The organism is Nocardioides asiaticus (assembly GCF_040049175.1).
GTDB lineage: Bacteria > Actinomycetota > Actinomycetes > Propionibacteriales > Nocardioidaceae > Nocardioides > Nocardioides cheoyonin.
Genome location: NZ_JBDZDM010000002.1, coordinates 702,036 through 721,978 on the forward strand (window position 1 = coordinate 702,036; position 19,943 = coordinate 721,978).

General features: G+C 71.6%; 19 protein-coding genes. 11 read left to right on the forward strand and 8 right to left on the reverse strand.

The genetic code is table 11. The features are described from left to right. Window positions 1-165 precede the first annotated feature (165 nt). On the reverse strand, window positions 166-1,626 hold the full coding sequence (locus ABLE53_RS09200) for a sugar transferase (protein WP_348858534.1): 1,461 nt from the start codon (window positions 1,624-1,626) through the stop codon (window positions 166-168). Between the two features lie 206 nt (window positions 1,627-1,832). Next, on the reverse strand, window positions 1,833-2,810 hold the full coding sequence (gene galE, locus ABLE53_RS09205) for a UDP-glucose 4-epimerase GalE (protein ID WP_348858535.1): 978 nt from the start codon (window positions 2,808-2,810) through the stop codon (window positions 1,833-1,835). Between the two features lie 49 nt (window positions 2,811-2,859). On the opposite strand from galE, the gene folP reads away from it, so the two are divergent. The 8 genes from folP to ABLE53_RS09245 all read left to right on the forward strand — a co-directional run bounded on the left by folP (window position 2,860) and on the right by ABLE53_RS09245 (window position 9,986). Further along, window positions 2,860-3,720, forward strand: coding sequence for a dihydropteroate synthase (gene folP, locus ABLE53_RS09210; protein ID WP_348858536.1), 861 nt, complete (start codon window positions 2,860-2,862; stop codon window positions 3,718-3,720). Further along, on the forward strand, window positions 3,717-4,241 hold the full coding sequence (locus ABLE53_RS09215) for a class III extradiol ring-cleavage dioxygenase family protein (protein WP_348858538.1): 525 nt from the start codon (window positions 3,717-3,719) through the stop codon (window positions 4,239-4,241). The genes folP and ABLE53_RS09215 overlap by 4 nt, the downstream gene beginning before the upstream one ends. Next, window positions 4,238-4,915, forward strand: a complete 678-nt coding sequence (locus ABLE53_RS09220; RefSeq protein ID WP_348858539.1) for a dihydrofolate reductase family protein — start codon at window positions 4,238-4,240, stop codon at window positions 4,913-4,915. The genes ABLE53_RS09215 and ABLE53_RS09220 overlap by 4 nt, the downstream gene beginning before the upstream one ends. Window positions 4,916-5,030: 115 nt before the next feature. Then, on the forward strand, window positions 5,031-5,942 hold the full coding sequence (locus ABLE53_RS09225) for a carbohydrate ABC transporter permease (RefSeq protein ID WP_348858541.1): 912 nt from the start codon (window positions 5,031-5,033) through the stop codon (window positions 5,940-5,942). Next, window positions 5,939-6,838 carry a carbohydrate ABC transporter permease gene (locus ABLE53_RS09230; RefSeq protein WP_348858542.1) on the forward strand — a complete coding sequence of 300 codons (900 nt, stop codon included), beginning with the start codon at window positions 5,939-5,941 and terminating at the stop codon, window positions 6,836-6,838. The genes ABLE53_RS09225 and ABLE53_RS09230 overlap by 4 nt, the downstream gene beginning before the upstream one ends. A gap of 32 nt (window positions 6,839-6,870) precedes the next feature. Continuing rightward, a complete protein-coding gene (locus ABLE53_RS09235) occupies window positions 6,871-8,274 on the forward strand; it encodes an ABC transporter substrate-binding protein (RefSeq protein ID WP_348858543.1) in 1,404 nt (467 codons plus the stop codon). A 70-nt stretch (window positions 8,275-8,344) separates the two neighbouring features. Further along, window positions 8,345-9,112, forward strand: a complete 768-nt coding sequence (locus ABLE53_RS09240) for an enoyl-CoA hydratase-related protein (RefSeq protein ID WP_348858545.1) — start codon at window positions 8,345-8,347, stop codon at window positions 9,110-9,112. A gap of 127 nt (window positions 9,113-9,239) precedes the next feature. Then, window positions 9,240-9,986, forward strand: a complete 747-nt coding sequence (locus tag ABLE53_RS09245; RefSeq protein ID WP_348858546.1) for a helical backbone metal receptor — start codon at window positions 9,240-9,242, stop codon at window positions 9,984-9,986. 69 nt (window positions 9,987-10,055) lie between these two features. Here ABLE53_RS09245 and icmF read toward each other — a convergent pair whose 3' ends face one another. The 3 genes from icmF to ABLE53_RS09260 form a co-directional block, all read right to left on the reverse strand. Continuing rightward, window positions 10,056-13,220, reverse strand: a complete 3,165-nt coding sequence (gene icmF, locus ABLE53_RS09250; protein WP_348858547.1) for a fused isobutyryl-CoA mutase/GTPase IcmF — start codon at window positions 13,218-13,220, stop codon at window positions 10,056-10,058. 77 nt (window positions 13,221-13,297) lie between these two features. Further along, a complete protein-coding gene (locus tag ABLE53_RS09255; RefSeq protein ID WP_348858549.1) occupies window positions 13,298-13,780 on the reverse strand; it encodes a MarR family winged helix-turn-helix transcriptional regulator in 483 nt (160 codons plus the stop codon). A gap of 49 nt (window positions 13,781-13,829) precedes the next feature. Beyond that, window positions 13,830-14,309: a hypothetical protein gene (locus tag ABLE53_RS09260; RefSeq protein WP_348858550.1), complete on the reverse strand. Its 480-nt coding sequence runs from the start codon at window positions 14,307-14,309 to the stop codon at window positions 13,830-13,832. Between the two features lie 100 nt (window positions 14,310-14,409). Here ABLE53_RS09260 and ABLE53_RS09265 point away from each other — a divergent pair, with 100 nt between their 5' ends. The 3 genes from ABLE53_RS09265 to ABLE53_RS09275 all read left to right on the forward strand — a co-directional run bounded on the left by ABLE53_RS09265 (window position 14,410) and on the right by ABLE53_RS09275 (window position 16,292). Then, window positions 14,410-14,913 carry a sigma-70 family RNA polymerase sigma factor gene (locus ABLE53_RS09265; RefSeq protein ID WP_348858858.1) on the forward strand — a complete coding sequence of 168 codons (504 nt, stop codon included), beginning with the start codon at window positions 14,410-14,412 and terminating at the stop codon, window positions 14,911-14,913. Continuing rightward, window positions 14,910-15,650, forward strand: a complete 741-nt coding sequence (locus tag ABLE53_RS09270) for a zf-HC2 domain-containing protein (protein WP_348858551.1) — start codon at window positions 14,910-14,912, stop codon at window positions 15,648-15,650. The genes ABLE53_RS09265 and ABLE53_RS09270 overlap by 4 nt, the downstream gene beginning before the upstream one ends. Window positions 15,651-15,722: 72 nt before the next feature. Beyond that, window positions 15,723-16,292: a COG4315 family predicted lipoprotein gene (locus ABLE53_RS09275; protein WP_348858552.1), complete on the forward strand. Its 570-nt coding sequence runs from the start codon at window positions 15,723-15,725 to the stop codon at window positions 16,290-16,292. Between the two features lie 15 nt (window positions 16,293-16,307). Here the strand turns inward: ABLE53_RS09275 and ABLE53_RS09280 are convergent, their stop codons facing one another. The 3 genes from ABLE53_RS09280 to ABLE53_RS09290 form a co-directional block, all read right to left on the reverse strand. After that, a complete protein-coding gene (locus tag ABLE53_RS09280; protein WP_348858553.1) occupies window positions 16,308-17,060 on the reverse strand; it encodes an SDR family NAD(P)-dependent oxidoreductase in 753 nt (250 codons plus the stop codon). 127 nt (window positions 17,061-17,187) lie between these two features. Next, window positions 17,188-18,753, reverse strand: a complete 1,566-nt coding sequence (locus tag ABLE53_RS09285; protein ID WP_348858554.1) for a fatty acyl-CoA synthetase — start codon at window positions 18,751-18,753, stop codon at window positions 17,188-17,190. A gap of 154 nt (window positions 18,754-18,907) precedes the next feature. Next, window positions 18,908-19,936, reverse strand: a complete 1,029-nt coding sequence (locus tag ABLE53_RS09290; RefSeq protein ID WP_348858555.1) for a LacI family DNA-binding transcriptional regulator — start codon at window positions 19,934-19,936, stop codon at window positions 18,908-18,910. Between the last annotated feature and the right edge of the window lie 7 nt (window positions 19,937-19,943).

Here is a 19,943-nt window from a genome sequence, read left to right on the forward strand (position 1 = left end):
CCGTCACACGGCTCCGTCACCGCAGCGAGGCCCGTCCCGGTTCGCCCGGGGCGGGCCTCGTCGCGTCTGGTTGTCAGGGAAAATCCGACCTTGTGGGGTGTCTGAACAGCCGACAACCCTGGGTTTCCCCGGCCGGCCGGGGAAACCCAGGGCTCCCGAGATGGGTCAGTACGCCCCGCGACTCCCGAGCACCGCGCCGGCGGTGCGGCCGAGGATCGCGAGGTCCTGGAGCATCGACCAGTTGTCGACGTAGTAGAGGTCGAGCCGGGCGGCCTCCTCGAGGGTGAGGTCGTTGCGGCCGGAGACCTGCCACAGGCCGGTGATGCCGGGGCGGACGTGGAGGCGGCGGCGCAGGGCGTCGTCGTACAGGTCGACCTCCTGCTGCACCTGCGGCCGCGGGCCGACGAGGCTCATGTCGCCGCGCAGGACGTTGAACAGCTGCGGCAGCTCGTCGATCGAGAGCCGGCGCATCCACTTGCCGGGGCCGGTGATCCGCGGGTCGTCCTTGAGCTTGAACCGCAGCGCGCTGAGGCCGTTCTCCTCCTGGAGCTGCTTGATGAGGGCCTCGGCGTTGACGACCATCGTGCGGAACTTCAGGCACTGGAACTGCGCGCCGTCGCGGCCGATGCGGGTCTGCCGGAAGAAGATCGGCCCGCGGTCGTAGAGCTTGATGCAGACGGCGGCGTACACGAGCACCGGAAGGGCCGCGAAGATCAGCAGCGACGAGCCGACGACGTCGAAGGTCCGCTTCGCCCAGCGCGTGGCGTTGGCCCACCGCGGCCGCTCGATGTGCATGAGCGGGAGGCCGCCGACCGGGCGGACCCGGACCCGGTCGCTGGAGACGTCGGTGACGCTCGGGGCGACGACGAGCTGGACATGGTCGTGCTCGAGGTCCCAGGCGAGCCGGCGCAGCTCGGTGGAGGAGTGGTGGGTGCCGCCGGTGACGAAGAGGACGTCCGCGCCGGTGGCGAGCTGCGGGAGGTCGGCGAGGTCGTCGGCATGTCCGATGACGGGTACGCCGCCGGGTGTCTCGGCGTGGCTGTAGCTGCTCGGCACGACTGCCCCGGCGATGCTGTAGCCGAGCCAGCGCTCGCGGCGCAGCACGGCGGCGACGTCGTCGACGTGGCGCGGCCCGCCGACGATCAGCACCCGCTCCTGCAGTACGCCGTGGGTGCGCGCGTGCTTGAGGAAGCGACGCAGGGCGACCCGGCCGAGCAGGAGGGCCGGGATGCCGACGAGGAAGGCGAGGACGAAGAAGCCGCGGGACAAGGAGTACTTCGCGAGGTAGCAGCCCACGCCGAGGAAGCCGGCGGCGTACATCCCCGCGTTGAAGACGCGCTTGAACTCGTCGGCGCCGGCGCCGAAGACGTCGCGCCGGTAGGCGCCGAACGCCCAGAGCACGGCCAGCCAGCAGATCACGAGGACGGGCCCGACGAGGGCGACGCTGCGGCTGATGTCCGTGTAGGCGTTGTAGACCGGGAGGTGCCGGCGGCTGAGCACCGCGACCATCACCGAGGCGGTCATGAGGGCGGCGTCGATGAGGAAGGCGACGCCGGGCAGATATTGGAGTGCTGGACTTCGAGCGGCGACGAGCCGCTGAGAAATGCGTGCAGAGACGATGGTCATGCGTGAGCCCCCCGGGTTACACGAGTCCGATTCGCCGAGATCGAGTGGACCGGCCACCCTTGGCCGGTGCTGACACATGGGGTCCGACTCGAGGTCGGACACCCACACTCTGGCGGACTAGACCGCGCGCCGTAAAGGGGGTTGCGACGACCGTCACGTTACCCGTCAGTGAACTTGACGAGGGTACGTCGGGACCTACTGACGGGTTACCCGGTGGGGTAGTCGTCGCCCGCCGCCTGACGTGCCTCCCAGGCGGTCGCGACCATGCTCCGCAGGTCGTGACGGAGCTCCCAGTCGAGGTCGCGGCGGGCGAGGTCGCCGGCGGCGACGATGCGGGCCGGGTCCCCGGCGCGGCGGGGCTGGATCTCGGGGGTGAAGTCGATGCCGGTGACCTCGCGGATCGTGTCCATGATCTGCCGGACGCTGGAGCCGTCGCCGGAGCCGAGGTTGTAGACCGGCTCGAGGTCCTCGCCGGCGGCGAGCTTCTGGGCGGCGACGACGTGGGAGTGGGCGAGGTCGGCGACGTGGATGTAGTCGCGGACGCAGGTGCCGTCGGGGGTCGGGTAGTCGTCGCCGAAGATCGCCGGCGTACGCTCCTTCGCGAGGGCGTCGAAGACCAGCGGGAAGAGGTTGTGCGGGCTGGAGTCGAACAGGTCGGCCCGCCCGGAGCCCACGACGTTGAAGTAGCGCAGGCTCGTGTGCCGCAGGCCGTGCGCCCGCGCCACGTCGGCGATGAGCCACTCGCCGATCAGCTTCGTCTCGCCGTACGGGCTCTCCGGACGGGTCGGCGTCTGCTCGGTCACGAGGTCGACGTCGGGCGTGCCGTACGCCGCGGCGCTGCTGCTGAAGACGAGCTTGTCGACCCCGGCGGCGAGCATCGCGTCGAGCAGGGTGACCGTGCCGCTGACGTTCTGGTCGTAGGTGTGCAGCGGGCGCCGGACGCTCACCCCGGCGTACTTGAAGCCGGCGAGGTGGATCACCCCCTCGACGTCGTGTCCGAGCGCCTCGTCGACGGCGGCGCGGTCGAGGATCGAGGCCTCCACGAACGGCACGCCCTCGGGCACGAACCGCCGGATCCCCGACGACAGGTCGTCGATCACCACCGGCTCGAGGTCCGCGTCGAGGAGCGCCTGCACGACGTGCGCTCCGATGTAGCCCGCCCCTCCGGTCACCAGCCAGCTCATGGCGCGCACCCTATCGGGCGCGTTCTGGCCGTCCACTACGTTGGTCGACATGCTCAAGCTGGGGCGGCACGCCTTCGCCGACGACCGGCCGCTCGTGATGGCCATCGTCAACAGGACGCCCGACTCCTTCTACGACAAGGGGGCGACGTACGCCGCCGGGGCGGCCCTGGAGCGGGTCGCCCAGGTCGTCGAGGAGGGCGCCGACATCGTCGACATCGGCGGCGTGAAGGCGGGCTACGGACCGGACGTCGACGCGGCCGAGGAGATCCGCCGGGTCGGCACGTTCGTGGGGCAGGTGCGGGCGGCCCACCCCGACCTCGTCATCTCCGTCGACACCTGGCGCTCCGAGGTGGCGCGCGTCGTCTGCGGCGAGGGCGCCGACCTGCTCAACGACGCCTGGGGCGGCCACGACCCGGCGCTCGTCGACGTCGCCGCCGAGCACGCCGCCGCCCTCATCTGCACCCACACGGGCGGGCTGGCGCCACGGACGGACCCGCACCGACAGGAGTACGACGACGTGGTGGCCGCCGCGATCGCCGACACGACGGCGTACGCCGAGCGCGCCCTCGCGGCCGGCGTCGCCCGGGAGTCGATCGTCATCGACCCGGCGCACGACTTCGGGAAGAACACCTTCCACTCCCTCGAGCTCACCCGTCGGCTCGGCGAGCTGGTCGCGACCGGCTGGCCGGTGCTGGTCTCGCTGTCGAACAAGGACTTCGTCGGCGAGACGCTCGGCCGCCCGACCGGGGAGCGGCTGGCCGGCACGCTGGCCGCCACCGCCGTCTGCGCGCTCGCGGGGGCGCGGATCTACCGCGTCCACCAGGTGCGGGAGACCCGCGACGTCGTGGACATGACCTGGTCGATCGCCGGTCGCCGCCCGCCGCTGCACGCGATCCGGGGGCTGGCATGAGCGCGTCGCTGCGGGCGGCCGTGGTCCCCGGCGCGCTCGCGCTGCTGCCGGCGTACGCCGCTGCTACCGACCCCTTCCCCGAGCTCCGGCTCGCCGTACGCGCCGCCGTCGACTGGCTCGGCCCCGCCCCCGAGATCCTCGGCGACGCCCAGGGGAGGCGGGTCGGACAGGCGTTGGTCGAGGCCCGCGGTGGTTTCGAGACGGTGGTTGAGGAGGGCGCCCCGCGCCCGTCTCGAAACCACCTCGTCGTCGCCAACGGCACCGCCCGCCGGTCCCGCACCTCGCCCGGGCCGTACGACGAGCGGGCGCGCCCGTTCGACGACCAGCTCGGCAAGGCACTGCTCGCCCCGGACCCGGACGCGCTCCGCGTCCTCGACCAGGGGCTCGCCACCGAGTTGTGGGCGAGCACGGCGGCGCTGGCCGCGCTCGCCGACCTGCTGACCGGAGAGGAGACCGTGACAGTGGACTACGACGCCGCGCCGTACGGCGTGCAGTACTGGGTCGTGAGGTACGAGCGGTGAGGGTCCTGATCGGCCCCGACGCCGACCCGGACACCGACGACGGCCTGCGGGAGATCTACACGCCGCCGCGGCTGCCGTGGCTGCGCGCCAACATGGTCAGCTCGGTCGACGGCGGCGCCACCGGCGGCGACGGCCGGAGCGGCACGGTCAACACCGGCGTGGACCAGGAGGTCTTCCAGCTGCTGCGTCGGCTCGCCGACGTCATCCTGGTCGGCGCGGGCACCGTGCGCGCCGAGCGGTACGGACCGGTCCAGACACCGATCCTCGTCGTCAGCGGCAGTGGCGACGTGCCCCCGTCGGCACGTGGAGGGGACCCCGGCGCGGTCCGGCTGGCGACCTCCGAGAGCGCCCCGCTGCTCGACGAGGCACGGGCCGTCCTCGGCGAGGACCACGTGTACGTCGTGGGGGAGACGGCGGTCGACCTGATCGGGCTGGTCGACCGGCTCCACGAGGACGGTTTCAGGCACGTTCTGTGCGAGGGAGGGCCCAGTCTGCTGGGCGACCTGGTCCGCGCCGGCGTGGTCGACGAGCTCTGCGCGACCCTCGCGCCGAGGCTGCTCGCGGGTGACGGACGGCGCATCCTGACCGGGCCGGCGCTCGACGTACCGCTGACGCTCGGATCGCTCCTGGAGGAGGACGGGACGCTGCTCGCCCGGTGGCTGGTTCAGTCGTGATTCGCGCTGTCGACACACGACGTTCACCCCGAGGGTCCCGCAGGTAAAGACGGCGTCGCTTGACTCCCGCCTCGTGACTTCGCTTGACTCCCCGACCGTGAGTCCGGGAGCCAGTGTGACGCATGCCACAAGTCCACCGCGGCGCCGGGTCACGCCCCGTCGGCTGCGCGAGTGGTTGGTCTTCCTCGCCTTCGTCGCGCCCAACGTCGCGCTGATCGTCGCGTTCACCTACCGGCCGCTGATCGTCAACGTCTACTACTCGACGCTCAACTGGACGCTGGGCTCGCCGACGGCGATCAAGGTCGGGCTGCAGAACTACCGGGACTTCTTCGCCTCCGGCGAGGCCAAGACGGTCCTGATCACGACGGTCGTCTTCACCGTCTGCAGCGTGGGGCTGTCGATGGCGCTCGGGCTGCTGGTCGCGATCGCCCTCAACAAGCGGCTGCCGGGGGCGATGTTCGCCCGGGCGACCGTCTTCGCGCCGTACGTCCTCTCCGGGTACGGCGTCGGGCTGACCTGGCTCTACATCTTCGACCCCAACATCGGGGCCCTCTCGGCGATCCTGCGGTCGATCGGCATCACCAGCCCGGAGTGGATCAACGACCCGCACTGGACGCTCACGATGGTGATCATCGTCTACGTCTGGAAGAACCTCGGGTACGCCGCGATCATCTACCTCGCCGGTCTCCAGGCGGTGCCGACCGACCTGCTCGAGGCCGCCTCGCTCGACGGCGCCGGGCCGGTCAGGAGGTTCTTCTCTGTCACGTTCCCGCTGCTGTCGCCGACGACGTTCTTTCTGATGGTGACGACCATGCTGAGCTCGCTGCAGGCCTTCGACCTGCTCATCGCGCTCGACCGGCAGGGCCGGGGCGCTAAGACGCTGATCTTCGACGCGTACCTCACCGGCTTCAAGGGCGCCAGCCAGGCCGGCGCGTCGGCGGCCATCTCGACGATCCTCTTCGTGATCCTGGTGCTCCTGACCCTGCTCCAGCTGGTCTTCCTCGAGAGGAGGGTGCACTACCGATGAGCATCGTGACGGTTCCCCTCGAGGAGACCACACCCACGCCCGAGAAGACCCCCGGCCGGGCGCCGCACCGGCGGTTCGGCGCGTGGATGATCCGTGACTACCTCGTCCTCGCGCTGGCCGTGCTGGTCGTGGTCCTGCCGCTCGCCTACATGGTCCTGTCGTCGTTCAAGACCCCCGGCGACCTCGCCTCGCGCGACCTGGTCGTCTTCCCGCACGTGTGGCGGGCGGAGAACTACTCCGACGCCATCCACCAGGTGCCGTTCGGACGGCTCTTCCTCAACTCGGCGATCGTGACCGTGATCGGCGCCGGGGTGAAGGTGCTGCTCGCGATCCTGACGGCGTACGGCCTGGTGTTCTGCGAGTTCCCCGGCAAGCGGATCGTCTTCTGGGCGATCCTCGCCACGCTGATGGTGCCGCCGCAGGTCACCGCGCTGCCGAACTACGTGCTGATCAGCAGCCTCGGGGGCGAGGACACCTACTGGGGCATCATCCTGCCGGGCCTCGGCACCGGCTTCGGCACCTTCCTGCTGCGGCAGGCGTTCCTGCAGCTGCCGTACGAGGTGCTCGAGGCCGCCCAGCTCGACGGCGCCGGCCACTGGCGCCGGCTGTGGCACTGCGTGGTGCCGATGGGTCTGCCCAGCATCGCGACGGTGGCGATGGTCAACATCGTCTACGAGTGGAACGACTACCTCTGGCCGCTCATCATCACCACCGACCCGCACATGATGACCCTGCCGCGCGGCCTCACCCTGCTCGTGAACCCCGACAACCAGGCGCAGACCTTCGGGGTGCTCATGGCCGGCACGGTGATGGTCCTCGTCCCGGTGCTGCTCGTCTTCTCGACCCTCCAGCGCCACATCGTGAACGGCTTCACCCAGGGCGGCGTCAAGGGTTGACGACGCCCCACATCCCGGAAAGGTGTCAACGCATGACCCAGTTTCAGCGTCCCGGCTTCCGCCCCGTACGTGCCGGCTTCGACCGGCGCGGCTTCCTCGGGCTCGCCGCAGCGGGCGTCTCCGCGGCAGCGCTCTCGGCATGCGGCGGCGGCCCCTCGACCAGCGGCAGCAGCAGCTCCACCGGCAAGGTCGACCAGATCGACTTCTCCGGAGTGACGCCGGCCAAGGAGATCACCTTCTGGTCCGCGAACCCCGGTGACTCGCAGGCGGTGACCCAGCAGATCATCAACGCCTTCAACAAGAGCCAGTCCGACATCACCGTCAAGCTGGTCACGGCGGGCGCCGACTACGAGGAGATCGCGCAGAAGTTCCAGACCGCGCAGACCGGCGGCAAGCTCCCGGACCTGGTCAACCTCTCCGATGTCTGGTGGTTCCGCTACATGATGAACGACCAGATCATCCCGATGGACTCGCTCTTCGACGCGCTCGACTACGAGACCGACGACTACGTCGACTCGCTGCTCAGCGACTACAAGTACAACGACGCCACCTGGGCGGTCCCGTGGGCCCGGTCGACGCCGATCTTCTATTACAACAAGGAGCACTTCGACAAGACCGGGCTCGACCCGGAGAAGGCTCCCGAGACCTGGGAGGAGTTCGCCGACGCGGCCCCCAAGCTCAAGGAGGTCTCCGGCTCGAAGTACGCCTTCCAACTCCCCGCCCTCGCCGGGTACGCCGGCTGGAGCTTCCAGAACAACCTCTGGGCCTGGGGCGGCGGCTGGTCGAAGAAGGACAGCTTCGACATCATCTGCGACTCCGACGAGTCGGTCGCGGCCATCCAGTTCCTCAAGGACCTGGTCTACAAGTCCAAGCTCGCCGGGGTGGCGAGCGTCGACTCCACCCAGGACCTCGCCGCCGGGGTTGCCAGCGCGACGGTCGGATCGACCGGCAGCCTCGTCGGCGTACTCGACGTCGCGAAGTTCGACGTCGGCGTCGGCTTCCTGCCCGGCGGCCCGAAGGTGCCGACGCCGTCCGCCGACACCCCGGTCTGCCCGACCGGCGGGTCCGGCGTGGCGATCCCGAAGGCGATCGACAAGCCGAACCAGCTCGCCGCGGCGACCTTCATCAAGTTCCTGACCTCGCCGGAGAACACCGTGAAGTTCGCCCGGGCGACCGGCTACATGCCGATCCGGAAGTCCGCCGACACCTCCGGGCTGCTCAAGGAGGTCCCGCAGGCCAAGACGGCGATCGACCAGCTCGACATCACCCGTCCGCAGGACTACGCCCGCGTCTTCATCCCCAGCGGCGACATCGAGATGGCCAACCACTGCGCCAACATCCTCACGCAGAACAAGGACGTGAAGTCCGAGATGGGCGCGCTCAAGACCAAGCTGGAGCAGATCTACACCCAGCAGGTCAAGCCGCACATCTCCTGAGCGGCTCACCGGTCAGAGGGGTCAGAGGTGTGGGGCACCGCCTGCGGGCGGTGCCCTACTCTCATGTCGCGTGAGCGACGACCTCCAGATCGAGCGCCGGCCCGGCGTCGTACGCGTGACGTTCGACCGGCCCCAGCGCCACAACGCCTTCACCGAGGCGATGTACGCCGCCCTGCACGACCTGTGCGACCAGCTGGCCGGCGACGAGTCCGCGAGGGTACTGGTGCTGCGCGGCGCCGGCGGGCGGGCGTTCGCTGCGGGCAACGAGATCTCCGACTTCCTCTCCCGCGACGCGGTGGCCTACGAGGACTGGATCCGCGACCTGCTGCTCAAGCTCTACGCGCTGCCGCAGGTGACGGTCGCCGCCGTCGACGGCGTCTGCGTCGGCGGTGGGCTGGCGGTCGCCACGCACTGCGACCTGCGCGTGGCCACGTCGTACTCGCGGTTCGGCTACCCGATCGCGAAGACGCTGGGCAACGCGCTCGCCGCGCCGATCGTCTACCGCTGCGCCACCGTCTTCGGCGAGCCGCTCACCCGCGAGATGCTCCTCGCCGCCCGGCTCGTCGGCGCCGACCGCGCCTACGCCGCCGGCGCGCTCACCTCCGTCGCGGAGACGTCGACCGCGCTCGACGAGGAGGTGGACGCCCTCGTCGAGTCGGTCCTGCCGCTCTCCCGTGTCACCATCGGCGCCGCGAAGTCGCAGCTCGCCGCCCGCTCTGCCAGCCTCGAGGCCGCGCCCGTCGGCGACGAGGACCTGCTCCACGACGTCTACACCGGTCCCGACTTCAAGGAGGGCGTCCGGGCGTTCCTGGCCAAGGAGCGGCCGTCCTTCCGTTGAGTCCGGGGTTGTGACCCGTCGAGTCCGGGGTTGTGACCCGTCGAGTCGGGCGTTGTGACCCGTCGAGTCCGGCGTTGTGACCCGTCGACTCAGGGGTTGTGGTCTGTCGACGCTAGCCTCGACAGCGATGCGTGACGATCTGGGCACGGCGTACGACGGCCCGCGGCCGGCCGGCCGCGTCGTCTCGCTGGTGCCGTCGCTGACCGAGACGCTCGCCTCGGTGGCGGCCGACCGCCTGGTCGGCGCGACCGACTGGTGCACGCACCCGACACTGCTCGACGTCGCCCGCGTGCGGGGGACGAAGAACCCCGACCTCGGCGCGATCCGCGAGCTGCGGCCCGACGTCGTGGTCGCCAACAAGGAGGAGAACCGCGAGCTCGACGTACGCCGCCTGCGTGCGGCCGGCCTCAGGGTCTGGGTCACCGACATCCGCACCGTGCCGGACGCGGTCGCGTCCATCGAGCGGCTGCTCGACGCGCTCGGGTGGGAGCGGCCGGCGTGGCTCGTGGAGGCCGGCGCGCGCTGGCGCGGCCCGCTCCCGCCGATCACCCGCCGCGTCGTCGTACCGATCTGGCGCGATCCGTGGATGGTCGTCGGCGCCGACACCTTCACCGGCGACCTGCTCCGGCGGCTCGGCTGGGCCAACGTGTACGACGGGCCGCTCAACCCCGGTCGCGAGCGCTACCCACACGTCGAGGTCAGCGACCTCGACGCCGCGGCGGCGGACGCCGTCCTGCTCCCCGACGAGCCGTACCCGTTCACAACCGAGGACGGCCCGGAGGCCTTCGTGCGTACGCCGGTGGAGCTGGTCAGCGGCCGACTGATCACGTGGTACGGCCCGAGCCTCGTCGACGCCGCCGCCCTGGCCGGCTGAGGGGCAGAACCCCCGACTCGACGGGGCGCAAGTCCCGAATCGACGGGTCGCAACCCCCGACTCGACGGGTCAGACGTTGCGACGGTAGGCGCCGCCCACCTCGAAGAACGCCTCGGTGATCTGCCCGAGCGAGCAGACCCGGGCGGCGTCCATGAGGACCGCGAAGACGTTCTCCTCGGAGGTGGCGGCGTCCTTGAGCCGGGCGAGCGCCTCCTTCGCCTCCTCGGCGTGGACGGCCTGGAAGTCGCGGACCCGCTTGAGCTGGGAGGCCTTCTCCTCCTCGGTGGCGCGGGAGAGGGCGAGGGCGGCGTTCGGGTCGGCGTCGTGGGCGACCTCCGGGCGGCGGAAGGTGTTGACCCCGATGATCGGGAGGGAGCCGTCGTGCTTCTTGTGCTCGTAGAGCATCGACTCGTCCTGGATCTTCCCGCGCTGGTAGCCGGTCTCCATAGCCCCGAGCACCCCGCCACGCTCGGAGATCCGGTCGAACTCCTCGAGCACCGCCTGCTCCACGAGGTCGGTGAGCTCGTCGACGATGAAGGAGCCCTGGAGCGGGTTCTCGTTGAAGGCCAGGCCCCACTCCTTGTTGATGATCAGCTGGATGGCGAGCGCGCGGCGCACCGACTCCTCGCTCGGCGTCGTCACGGCCTCGTCGTAGGCGTTGGTGTGGAGCGACTGGGCGTTGTCGTAGATCGCGGTCAGCGCCTGCAGCGTCGTACGGATGTCGTTGAAGTCCATCTCCTGCGCGTGCAGGGACCGGCCGGAGGTCTGGATGTGGTACTTCAGCTTCTGCGAGCGCTCGGACGCGCCGTACCTCTCCCGCATCGCGACCGCCCAGATCCGGCGGGCGACGCGGCCGATCACGGTGTACTCGGGGTCCATCCCGTTGCTGAAGAAGAACGACAGGTTGGGCGCGAAGTCGTCGATGTCCATCCCGCGGGCGAGGTAGGACTCGACGTAGGTGAACCCGTTGGCGAGGGTGAAGGCGAGCTGGCTGATGGGGTTCGCCCCGGCCTCGGCGATGTGGTAGCCGGAGATGGAGACGGAGTAGAAGTTGCGTACGCCGCGCTCGATGAACCACTCCTGGATGTCGGCCATGCAGCGCAGCGAGAACTCGGTGGAGAACAGGCAGGTGTTCTGGCCCTGGTCCTCCTTGAGGATGTCGGCCTGGACGGTGCCGCGGACGGTCCGCAGCGCCTCGGCGGGGTCGATCCCGCGCTCGCGGGCCTGGTCGATGACGGTGTTGAGGAAGAACGCCAGGATCGTCGGCGCCGGCCCGTTGATCGTCATCGAGACCGACGTGGTCGGCGCGAGCAGGTCGAAGCCGGCGTAGAGCGCCTTCATGTCGTCGAGCGTCGCGACCGAGACCCCCGAGGTGCCGACCTTGCCGTAGATGTCGGGACGCTCGTCGGGGTCACGGCCGTAGAGCGTCACCGAGTCGAACGCCGTCGAGAGCCGGGTCGCCGGCTGCCCTTCGGAGAGGAGCTTGAAGCGGCGGTTGGTGCGGAACGGGTCGCCCTCGCCGGCGAACATCCGGGCCGGGTCCTCGTTGGTCCGCTTGTAGGGGAAGACGCCGGCCGTGTAGGGGAACCGGCCGGGGAGGTTCTCGCGGCGGAGGAAGCGGAGCAGCTCCCCGTGGTCCTGGTAGCGCGGCACCGCGACCCGCGGGATCCGGTTTCCGGACAGGGACGTGCGGCCGTCCTCGTCGGCGTCGTACGCCGCCGTGGTGTCCGGCCAGGTCGCGAGCTGCTCCGCGACGTCGGTGGGGACCGCGGCCTTCGCCTGCGCGGCGAGCGCTTCGAGCTCGGTGGTTGAGGAGCTTGCGTTCGCGACCTCCTCAACCACCGTCTCGAAGGCCTGGGCCCGCCGCGCGGCGGCGACCAGCTCGTCGGTGCGGGCGTGGTAGTCGCGGACGGTCGCCGAGATCTCGGAGAGGTAGCGGACCCGCTCGGCGGGTACGACCGGGTGGAGTCCGGAGGAGTGCCGCACGGACACCGGCGGAAGGACGCCCTCGTCGGCATGGAGACCGCGCTCCACCAGGACCCCCCTCAAGTACTGGTACAGCGCGGTGACCCCATCGTCATCGAAAGTGGCGGCCGACGTCCCGAAAACGGGCATGTCCTCGGGCAAAGATCCGAACGCCTCGCGGTTGCGCACGAGCTGGCGGCTCACGTCGCGGAGCGCGTCGGCGGCCCCGCGGCGCTCGAACTTGTTGATCGCCACGACGTCGGCGAAGTCGAGCATGTCGATCTTCTCCAGCTGGCTGGCCGCCCCGAACTCCGGCGTCATGACGTAGAGCGAGACGCCACCGTCCTCGAGGAAGGGCACGATGGCGGCGTCGCCCTGCCCGATCCCGGGGGTCTCGACGATGACGAGGTCGAAGCCGGCCGCCTTCACGACGGTGAGCACGTCGGCGAGGTGGTCGGGCAGCTCGTGGGCGCCGCGGGTCGCCAGCGAGCGGTAGTAGACCCGGTCGCCGTCGACGGAGTTCATCCGGATCCGGTCGCCGAGCAGCGCGCCACCGCCCTTGCGACGGGTCGGGTCCACCGCGATCACCGCCACGCGCAGCTTGTCCTGCTGGTCGGTCCGCAGCCGGCGTACGAGCTCGTCGGTCAGCGACGACTTGCCGGACCCGCCGGTGCCGGTGATGCCCAGGACCGGGACCGTACGGCCGGCGGCAGCGGCCCGGAGCCGGTCGAGCGACGCGTCGTCCAGGCGGCCGAGCTCGGCTCCGGTGATCGCGCGGGCGACGGCGGTGCGGTCGCCGGTGAGGACCTCGTCCGCGGTGACGGGGCGCTGTGCCCACAGGTCGGTGTCGACGTCGCGCACCACCGAGTTGATCATCCCGACGAGCCCGAGCCGCTGGCCGTCCTCGGGCGAGAAGATGTGGACCCCCGACCGGGCGAGCCGCTCGATCTCGGCCGGGATGATGACGCCGCCCCCGCCGCCGACGACCTTCACGTGGCCGGCGCCGCGCTCGCGGAGCGAGGAGACGAGGTACTCGAAGTACTCGACGTGGCCGCCCTGGTAGCTGCTCACCGCGACACAGTGGGCGTCCTCCTCGACCGCCGCGTCGACGACCTCCTGCACCGAGCGGTTGTGGCCGAGGTGGACCACCTCGCAGCCCTGGCTCTGGAGGATCCGCCGCATGATGTTGATCGAGGCGTCGTGGCCGTCGAAGAGGCTGCTCGCCGTCACCACGCGGACGTGGTGCTGGGGGACGTACAGGTCAGGCATGCGGCGCTCCGTGACTAGAAACTAGGAAGTCCAAGTATCGCCCAGCATAGGACGCCGGTCACAGGACGTCGAGTGCTTCAGTCGACGGTGTCGCCGGCGGAGGCGCGCAGCTCGCCGAGAAGCCGGGTGAGCTCGCGGACGTGCTCGACGCCCGGCTTCTCGAAGACCTCGGTGTTGAGCCCGACCGTCGCCGTCTCGACGGCCTCACGGCCGGCGTCGGTGATGGCGGCGAGGACGACCCGCCGGTCCTGCTCGCCGCGGCTGCGGGCGACGTACCCCTGCCTCTCGAGGCGGTCGACGGCGCTGGTCACCGAGGTCGGGTGGACCTGCAGCAGCGAGCCGAGCCGGGCCATCGGCAGCGCTCCGGTGCGGGTGAACGAGAGCAGCCGGAGCACCTCGTAGCGGGCGAAGGAGAGGTCGAGCGGGCGCAGGACGGCGTCGATCCGCTCCATGAGCAGCTGGTGGGCGCGTACGACCGAGGTCACCATCGCCATCCCGTCAGCGGCCTCGTCCCAGCCGTGGGCGACCCACTGCCGGTGCGCCTCCCGGATCGGATCCATGACGCACAGGTTAAGGGTGGTCGACCTCCCGTGGGCGCAGGTCCGCGGATCAGCCCAGGCCGCCCCACGTGGCCCGGGCGCCGGCGTCGCCGGCACGGACCAGGACGACCGTCGCGCCCACCGCGGCGACCACCGCGAGGACGGCGAGCGCGACGTGCACCGAGCGGCGTACGCCGGTCGGGGCGCCGTCGGCGCCGACGAGGACCCGCTCCCCGGGGCCGCCCCACCACCACTGCACCGCGGCGAGCACGAAGAGCGCGATCGCCCACGGCAGCACCTGCTTGCCTAGCTGCTCGTGACGCGCGACGGCGGGGTTGGCGCCGAAGTTCCGCGCCAGGTCCTCGCCGGCCTTGATCGTCACCGGCACGAGGGCGACCACGACGAGCGCCAGCAGCGGCGTCACCACGCCGAGCCGCCGGCGCGCCGCCGGCCACAGCGTGTGCAGGACGAGCGCCCCGGCGGCCAGCGGTAGCAGCACCACCACGGCGTGGACGAGCAGGGGATGGGCCGGAAGTCCGTCGAACGTCATGCCCGTGACACGCGACAATGGCCGGAACGGTTCACGTGTCAGGTGAACCGGAGCCGCCCGGCCCCCGTGAAGGGGGTGGGAGGAGTGGGCCCACGTGACGATGCCGACCGGCGACCCCGACGTACTTCGGGAGCTGCACCGCGACCATGCGGCCGCGCTGTGGAGCTATGTCGTACGCCTGACCGGGGACCGCGCCCGGGCCGAGGACGTCGTCCAGGAGACGATGCTGCGCGCCTGGCGCAGCCGGCTGACCGACGGCGACGGCGGCTCCGCCCGGGCGTGGCTCTTCACCGTCGCCCACAACCTCGTCGTCGACGAGGCGCGCAGCGCCCGCAGCCGCCACGAGGCGGTCACCGAGTCGCCGCCGGAGGCGGTGCTGTCCGACCGGGTCGACGCACTCTTCGAGACGATGCTCGTCACCGACGCGCTGCGGTCGCTGTCGCGCGAGCACCTCGCCGTCGTCGTACGCGCCTACTACGGCCGCCTCACCACCGACGAGATCGCACGGGAGCTCGGCATCCCCTCCGGCACGGTGAAGTCGCGGCTCCACTACGGCCTGCGCGCGCTGCGGCTCGCGCTCGAGGAGAAGGGAGTGACCCGATGACCGGGCTCGAGGGCCACGAGAGGTACGCCGACTGGGACGGCGCCTACGTCGTCGGCGCGCTCTCGCCGGCCGAGCGGGCGGAGTTCGAGCGCCACCTCGCCGGCTGCGCGCTGTGCCGTCACGCCGTCACTGCGCTCGCGCCGCTGCCGGGCCTGCTCGCCCGGGTCGACCCCGAGGACGCCGAGGCCCTGCTGGAGGGCGGGCCCTCCGCCGTACCGGAGCTGCCGCCCGAGCTCGCCACGCCGCCCGCCGACCTCGAGCGGCGGCTGCTCGCCGCCGCCGGCCAGCAGAGCCCGCCGTCCTTCTGGCGGCGTACGTCGACCCGAGTCGGGCTCGGCCTCGCGGCTGCCGCCGCGGTGGCGGCCGCCGTCGTCGTGCCGGTCTCGCTGCAGGGCTCCGACGGGCCGGCGCCGCAGGCACAGGGGGTCGCCGTTGCGCTCCGGCCGCGGGTCGAGACCCCGCTGACCGCCGACGTGGCGCTGACCCCGGTGGCCTGGGGGACACGGATCGAGATGACGTGCTGGTACGCCAAGGAGCCCTACGACGCGACGCACTCCTACGCCCTCTACGTGCTCGACCACGACGGCCGGCCGTCGCTCGTCTCGCGCTGGCACGCCAGCCCGGGGGACACCGCCAACACCAGCGGCTCGACCGACCTCGCAGTCGCCGACATCCGGCAGGTCCAGCTTCGCGACGGCAGCACCGGTCAGGTGCTGCTCGCCGGTCGTCCGGGGTGAACCGGCGCCGCGGCGGCGTCGTGTGGGGAGGGTCCGATCCCCGACCGGAGGATCCTCGACCCAGGAGCAGCCATGATCGCCTCCAGGCGGCGCCCCGCGCTCGCCGTACTCGCCGCCGCCGGAGCACTGTCGCTCGCGGCGTGCGGCACGTCGTCCTCGAGCGCCTCGGGCACCTCGAGCGCCTCGGGCTCGTCGACCTCGTCGACCTCGTCGACCGGCTCCGCGCCGGCCGTCACCGCACTGAAGACCGCCTCGACGTCGCTCGGCTCGATCGTCGTGGACGAGGCGGGCCGCACGCTCTATCAGTACGACGACGACACCAAGGGTGCCTCGTCGAGCGTCTGCACCGGTGCGTGCGCGGTCGAGTGGCCGGCCGCGCACGCCGGGAAGGGTATGCCGCGGCTCGCCGGCGTGACCGGCGCCGTCGGCACGATCACCGGCGTCGACGGCAAGAAGCAGCTGACCCTGGACGGCTGGCCGCTCTACTACTTCCACGGCGATGCCGCCGCCGGCGACGTGCTCGGCCAGGGCTACGACGGGATCTGGTGGGTGCTCGGCCCCGACGGATCGAGGATCACCACCTCGCCGTCCGCGTCCTCCTCGTCGTCCCCGGACGACAGCGGCGGCGGGTACGCCTACTGAGACCCGCCGGCCCGGCTAGGTCCAGATGCTCCCCGGGCGCCCGCCGTCGGCGGTGACGACCGCACCGTTGAGGGCGACCGCCCGGGGCGAGGCGAGGAAGGCGACCAGGTCGGCGATCTCCGTGGCGTCGACGGTGCGGCCGAGGGCGTTGGCCTCCGACGCCGCCTGCATCGCCGGGGTGAAGTCCCGCGAGTCCGTACGGGTCATTCCCGGGTGGACGACGGTGACGGCAATGTTGTCGCGGCCGAGCTCGTCGGCGAGGTTCTTGGCGATCGCGACCACCGCGATGTTGCGGACCGAGCCCATGACCGACCCCGTCGTACGCGCGTTCATGCCGGAGATGTTGACGATGCGCCCGCCCCCGGCGGCGCGGAGGTACGGCGCGGCGGCGCGGGCGACGCGCAGGTAGCCCAGCGCCTTCGTGTCCACCTGGTCGAGCACGTCCGACTCGTCCACGCCGTCGAGGCCGGGGGCGCCGGCCGAGCTCGAGGCCGGCCGGGCGGCGGCGTTGACGACCACATCGAGCCGGCCGAAGTGCTCTGCCACCCGCGCCACCGCCGCGTCCACCTCGGCGGTCGAGGTGGTGTCGGCGGCGACGGTCAGCACACCGTCGCCGAGCTCGACCGCCGCCGCGTCGAGGGCCTCCTTGCCGCGGGCGAGCAGCGCGACCCGCGCGCCCTCGGCCAGCAGCGCCCTCGCGCACGCCTTGCCGATCCCCCTGCTGCCGCCGGTGACGAGGGCGACCTGCCCGTCGAGTCCTAAGTCCATAGGTCCAGTCAACTACATCCGGGCGGACCGAGCTTGTCAGGGAAAATCCGATGTTGTGGGGTGTCTGGATGGCCCACAAGCTCGGGTTTCCCCGGCCGGCCGGGGAAACCTGGCCCGGCCGGCCGGCTCACTCCGCCAGGTGTTCGTGCGCCTGCCGCAGCTCGCGCTTGAGGATCTTGCCGGACGGGTTCTTGGGCAGGGCATCGGCCACGACGACGTACTTCGGCGTCTTGAAGCCGGCCAGCAGGCCGCGGGTGTGCTCGATGACCCTCTCGGGGGTGAGCTCCGCGCGCGGCTTGGGTACGACGACGGCCGCGACCGCCTCCACCCAGCGCGGGTGCGGTACGGCGAAGACGGCGACCTCGGCCACCTCGTCGAGGGTGTAGATCGCCTCCTCGACCTCCCGGGTCGCGACGTTCTCGCCGCCGGTCTTGATCATGTCCTTCTTCCGGTCGACCACGTAGAGGTGGCCGTCCTCGGTGAGGTAGCCGAGGTCGCCGGAGTGGAACCAGCCGCCCCGGAACGCCTCCTCGGTCTTGTCGGGCTGCTCGTAGTACCCGAGCGTCGCGTGCGGCGAGCGGTGGACGATCTCGCCGACGGTGCGCACCGGCACCGGGTTGTCGGCGTCGTCGACGATCCGGGTCTCGACGTTGAGCGCGGGCCGGCCCGCGGAGCCGGCGTACGGGAGCTGCTCGTCGGGGCCGAGGATCGTCGCGAGCGGCGCCATCTCGGTCTGGCCGTAGAAGTTCCACAGGCGTACGTCGGGGAGCCGCCGGGTCAGCTCCTGCAGGACCGCGACCGGCATCGGCGAGGCGCCGTAGTAGCCCTTCCGGAGGCTCGACAGGTCGGCGGAGTCGAAGTCCGGGGAGCGGAGCAGGCCGATCCAGACGGTCGGGGGTGCGAAGTACTTCGTGACCCGGTGCTCGGCGATCGCGCCGAGGACCGCGGCCGGGTCGGGCGCGGGCAGGATGACCGAGGTGGCGCCGAGGTAGACGTCGACGCCGAGGAAGCAGTCGAGCTGGGCGCAGTGGTAGAGCGGCAGCGTGTGCAGCTCGATGTCGTCGGCGCTCATCTCGCCCTCGACGATGCAGGAGACGTACTGCCACATCAGCGACCGGCTCGACAGCAGCGCTCCCTTCGGCCGCGACTCCGTGCCGGAGGTGAACATCATCCGCACCGGGTCGTCGTCGGCGACGTGGACGACCGGCGCCGCCCCGTCGTACGCCGTCCAGCGGTGGAGGTCGGTCCAGCCGGCCGGCGGCGCCTCGCCGTGCAGGCGTACGACGACCCGCAGCTCGACGCTCGAGCCGGGCTCGCCCAGGGCCTTCTCGGCCACCGGCACCAGCGCGTCCTCGACGACGAACCCCTTCGCCTGCGACTGGCCGAGGATGTAGGCGATCTCGTCCGCGCCGAGCATGAAGTTGATCGGCACGAGCACGACGCCCACCCGGGCGGCCGCGAAGTTCAGTACGGCGAACTGCCAGCAGTTGTGCGACAGCAGCGCCAGCCTGTCGCCCTTCTCCAGGCCCGCCGCCGCGATCGCGGCCGCGGTCCGGTCGACCGTCGCCTCGAGCTCGGCGAACGTCAGCCGGGTCCGACCGTCGATGATCGCCGTCTTCGTCGGGAACCGCAGCGCGCTACGCCGCGGCAGGTCTCCGAGGCTGTGCTGGCGGGCGAGGTCGACGTCGGACATGGCTGCGCTCCTTGGGGCTGTGCCGGATGTGGGCCGGGTCACACATGCTAGGGCGCGGCGGGGTAGTCCGGGACGGTCTGCAGGGGCTACTCGCCAGTAACCCCTGCAGACCGTCCCGGACTATCCCGGCCGAGCCGCCCGGCAGCGACCCGGCTTACGCGGAGTCGCGGCGTACGAGCGCGGGGGAGAAGACGACCCGACGGGGCGCGCGGCGGTCGGAGGAGTCGAGCTGGTCGAGCAGGAGCCGGGCGGCCTCCTCGGCCATCGGGGCGATCGGGTTGCGCATCGTGGTGAGCGGGGGGTCGGTGCGCTCGGCGATGCCGAGGTCGTCGTGGCCGGTGACGGCGAGGTCGTGCGGGACCCGCCGGCCCCGGGCGGCGAGGGTGCGCAGGGCGCCGGCGGCCATCAGGTCGGAGGCGACGAAGAGGCCGTCGAGGTCGGGGTGCGCGTCGAGGAGCGCCGCACAGGCTGAGCCGCCGCTCTCCTCGGTGAAGTCGCCGTGGACGACCGCGTCGGCCTCGAGCCCGGCCTCGGCCATGGCCTGCCGCCAGCCCTCGAGCCGGTCCCGGCCCGGGCTCATGTCGGCGGGGCCGGCGACGGTCCCGATCCGGCGGCAGCCGCGCTCGAGCAGGACCCGGGTGGCGCCCCGGCCGCCGGCGACGTTGTCGGTGTCGACGTACGACACCCGGTCGGCGCTCGTCCACGGCCGCCCGATGAAGACGCAGGGCAGCCCGAGCGCGGCGAGGTGGTCGGCGAGGCTGTCGCGGCGGTGGTGGGAGACGACGATGGCGCCGTCGATTTGGTGTCCGCGCAGGTAGCGCAGCATCCGCTGCTCCTGCTCGCCCGGACTGGCGATGAGCAGCACGACCTGCAGGTCGTGCGCCGACAGCTCGCGGGTGACGACGTGCAGCGTGCGGGCGAAGAACGGGTCGCTGAAGACCCGCTCGTCGGGCTCGGGGACGACGAGCGCGACGGAGTCGGTACGCCGGGTGACGAGCGACCGTGCGGCAGGGTTGGGCGTGTAGCCCAGCCGGCGTACGGCGTCGGCGACCGCCTCCTGGGCCCGGGCGCTCACCCGCGACCCGCCGTTGATGGCGCGCGAGGCGGTGGCCCTGCTGACCCCGGCCAGCCGGGCGACCTCGTCGAGCGTGGGCGAGCCGCCCGATGCCACCGCCTCGTCCATGGCCCTC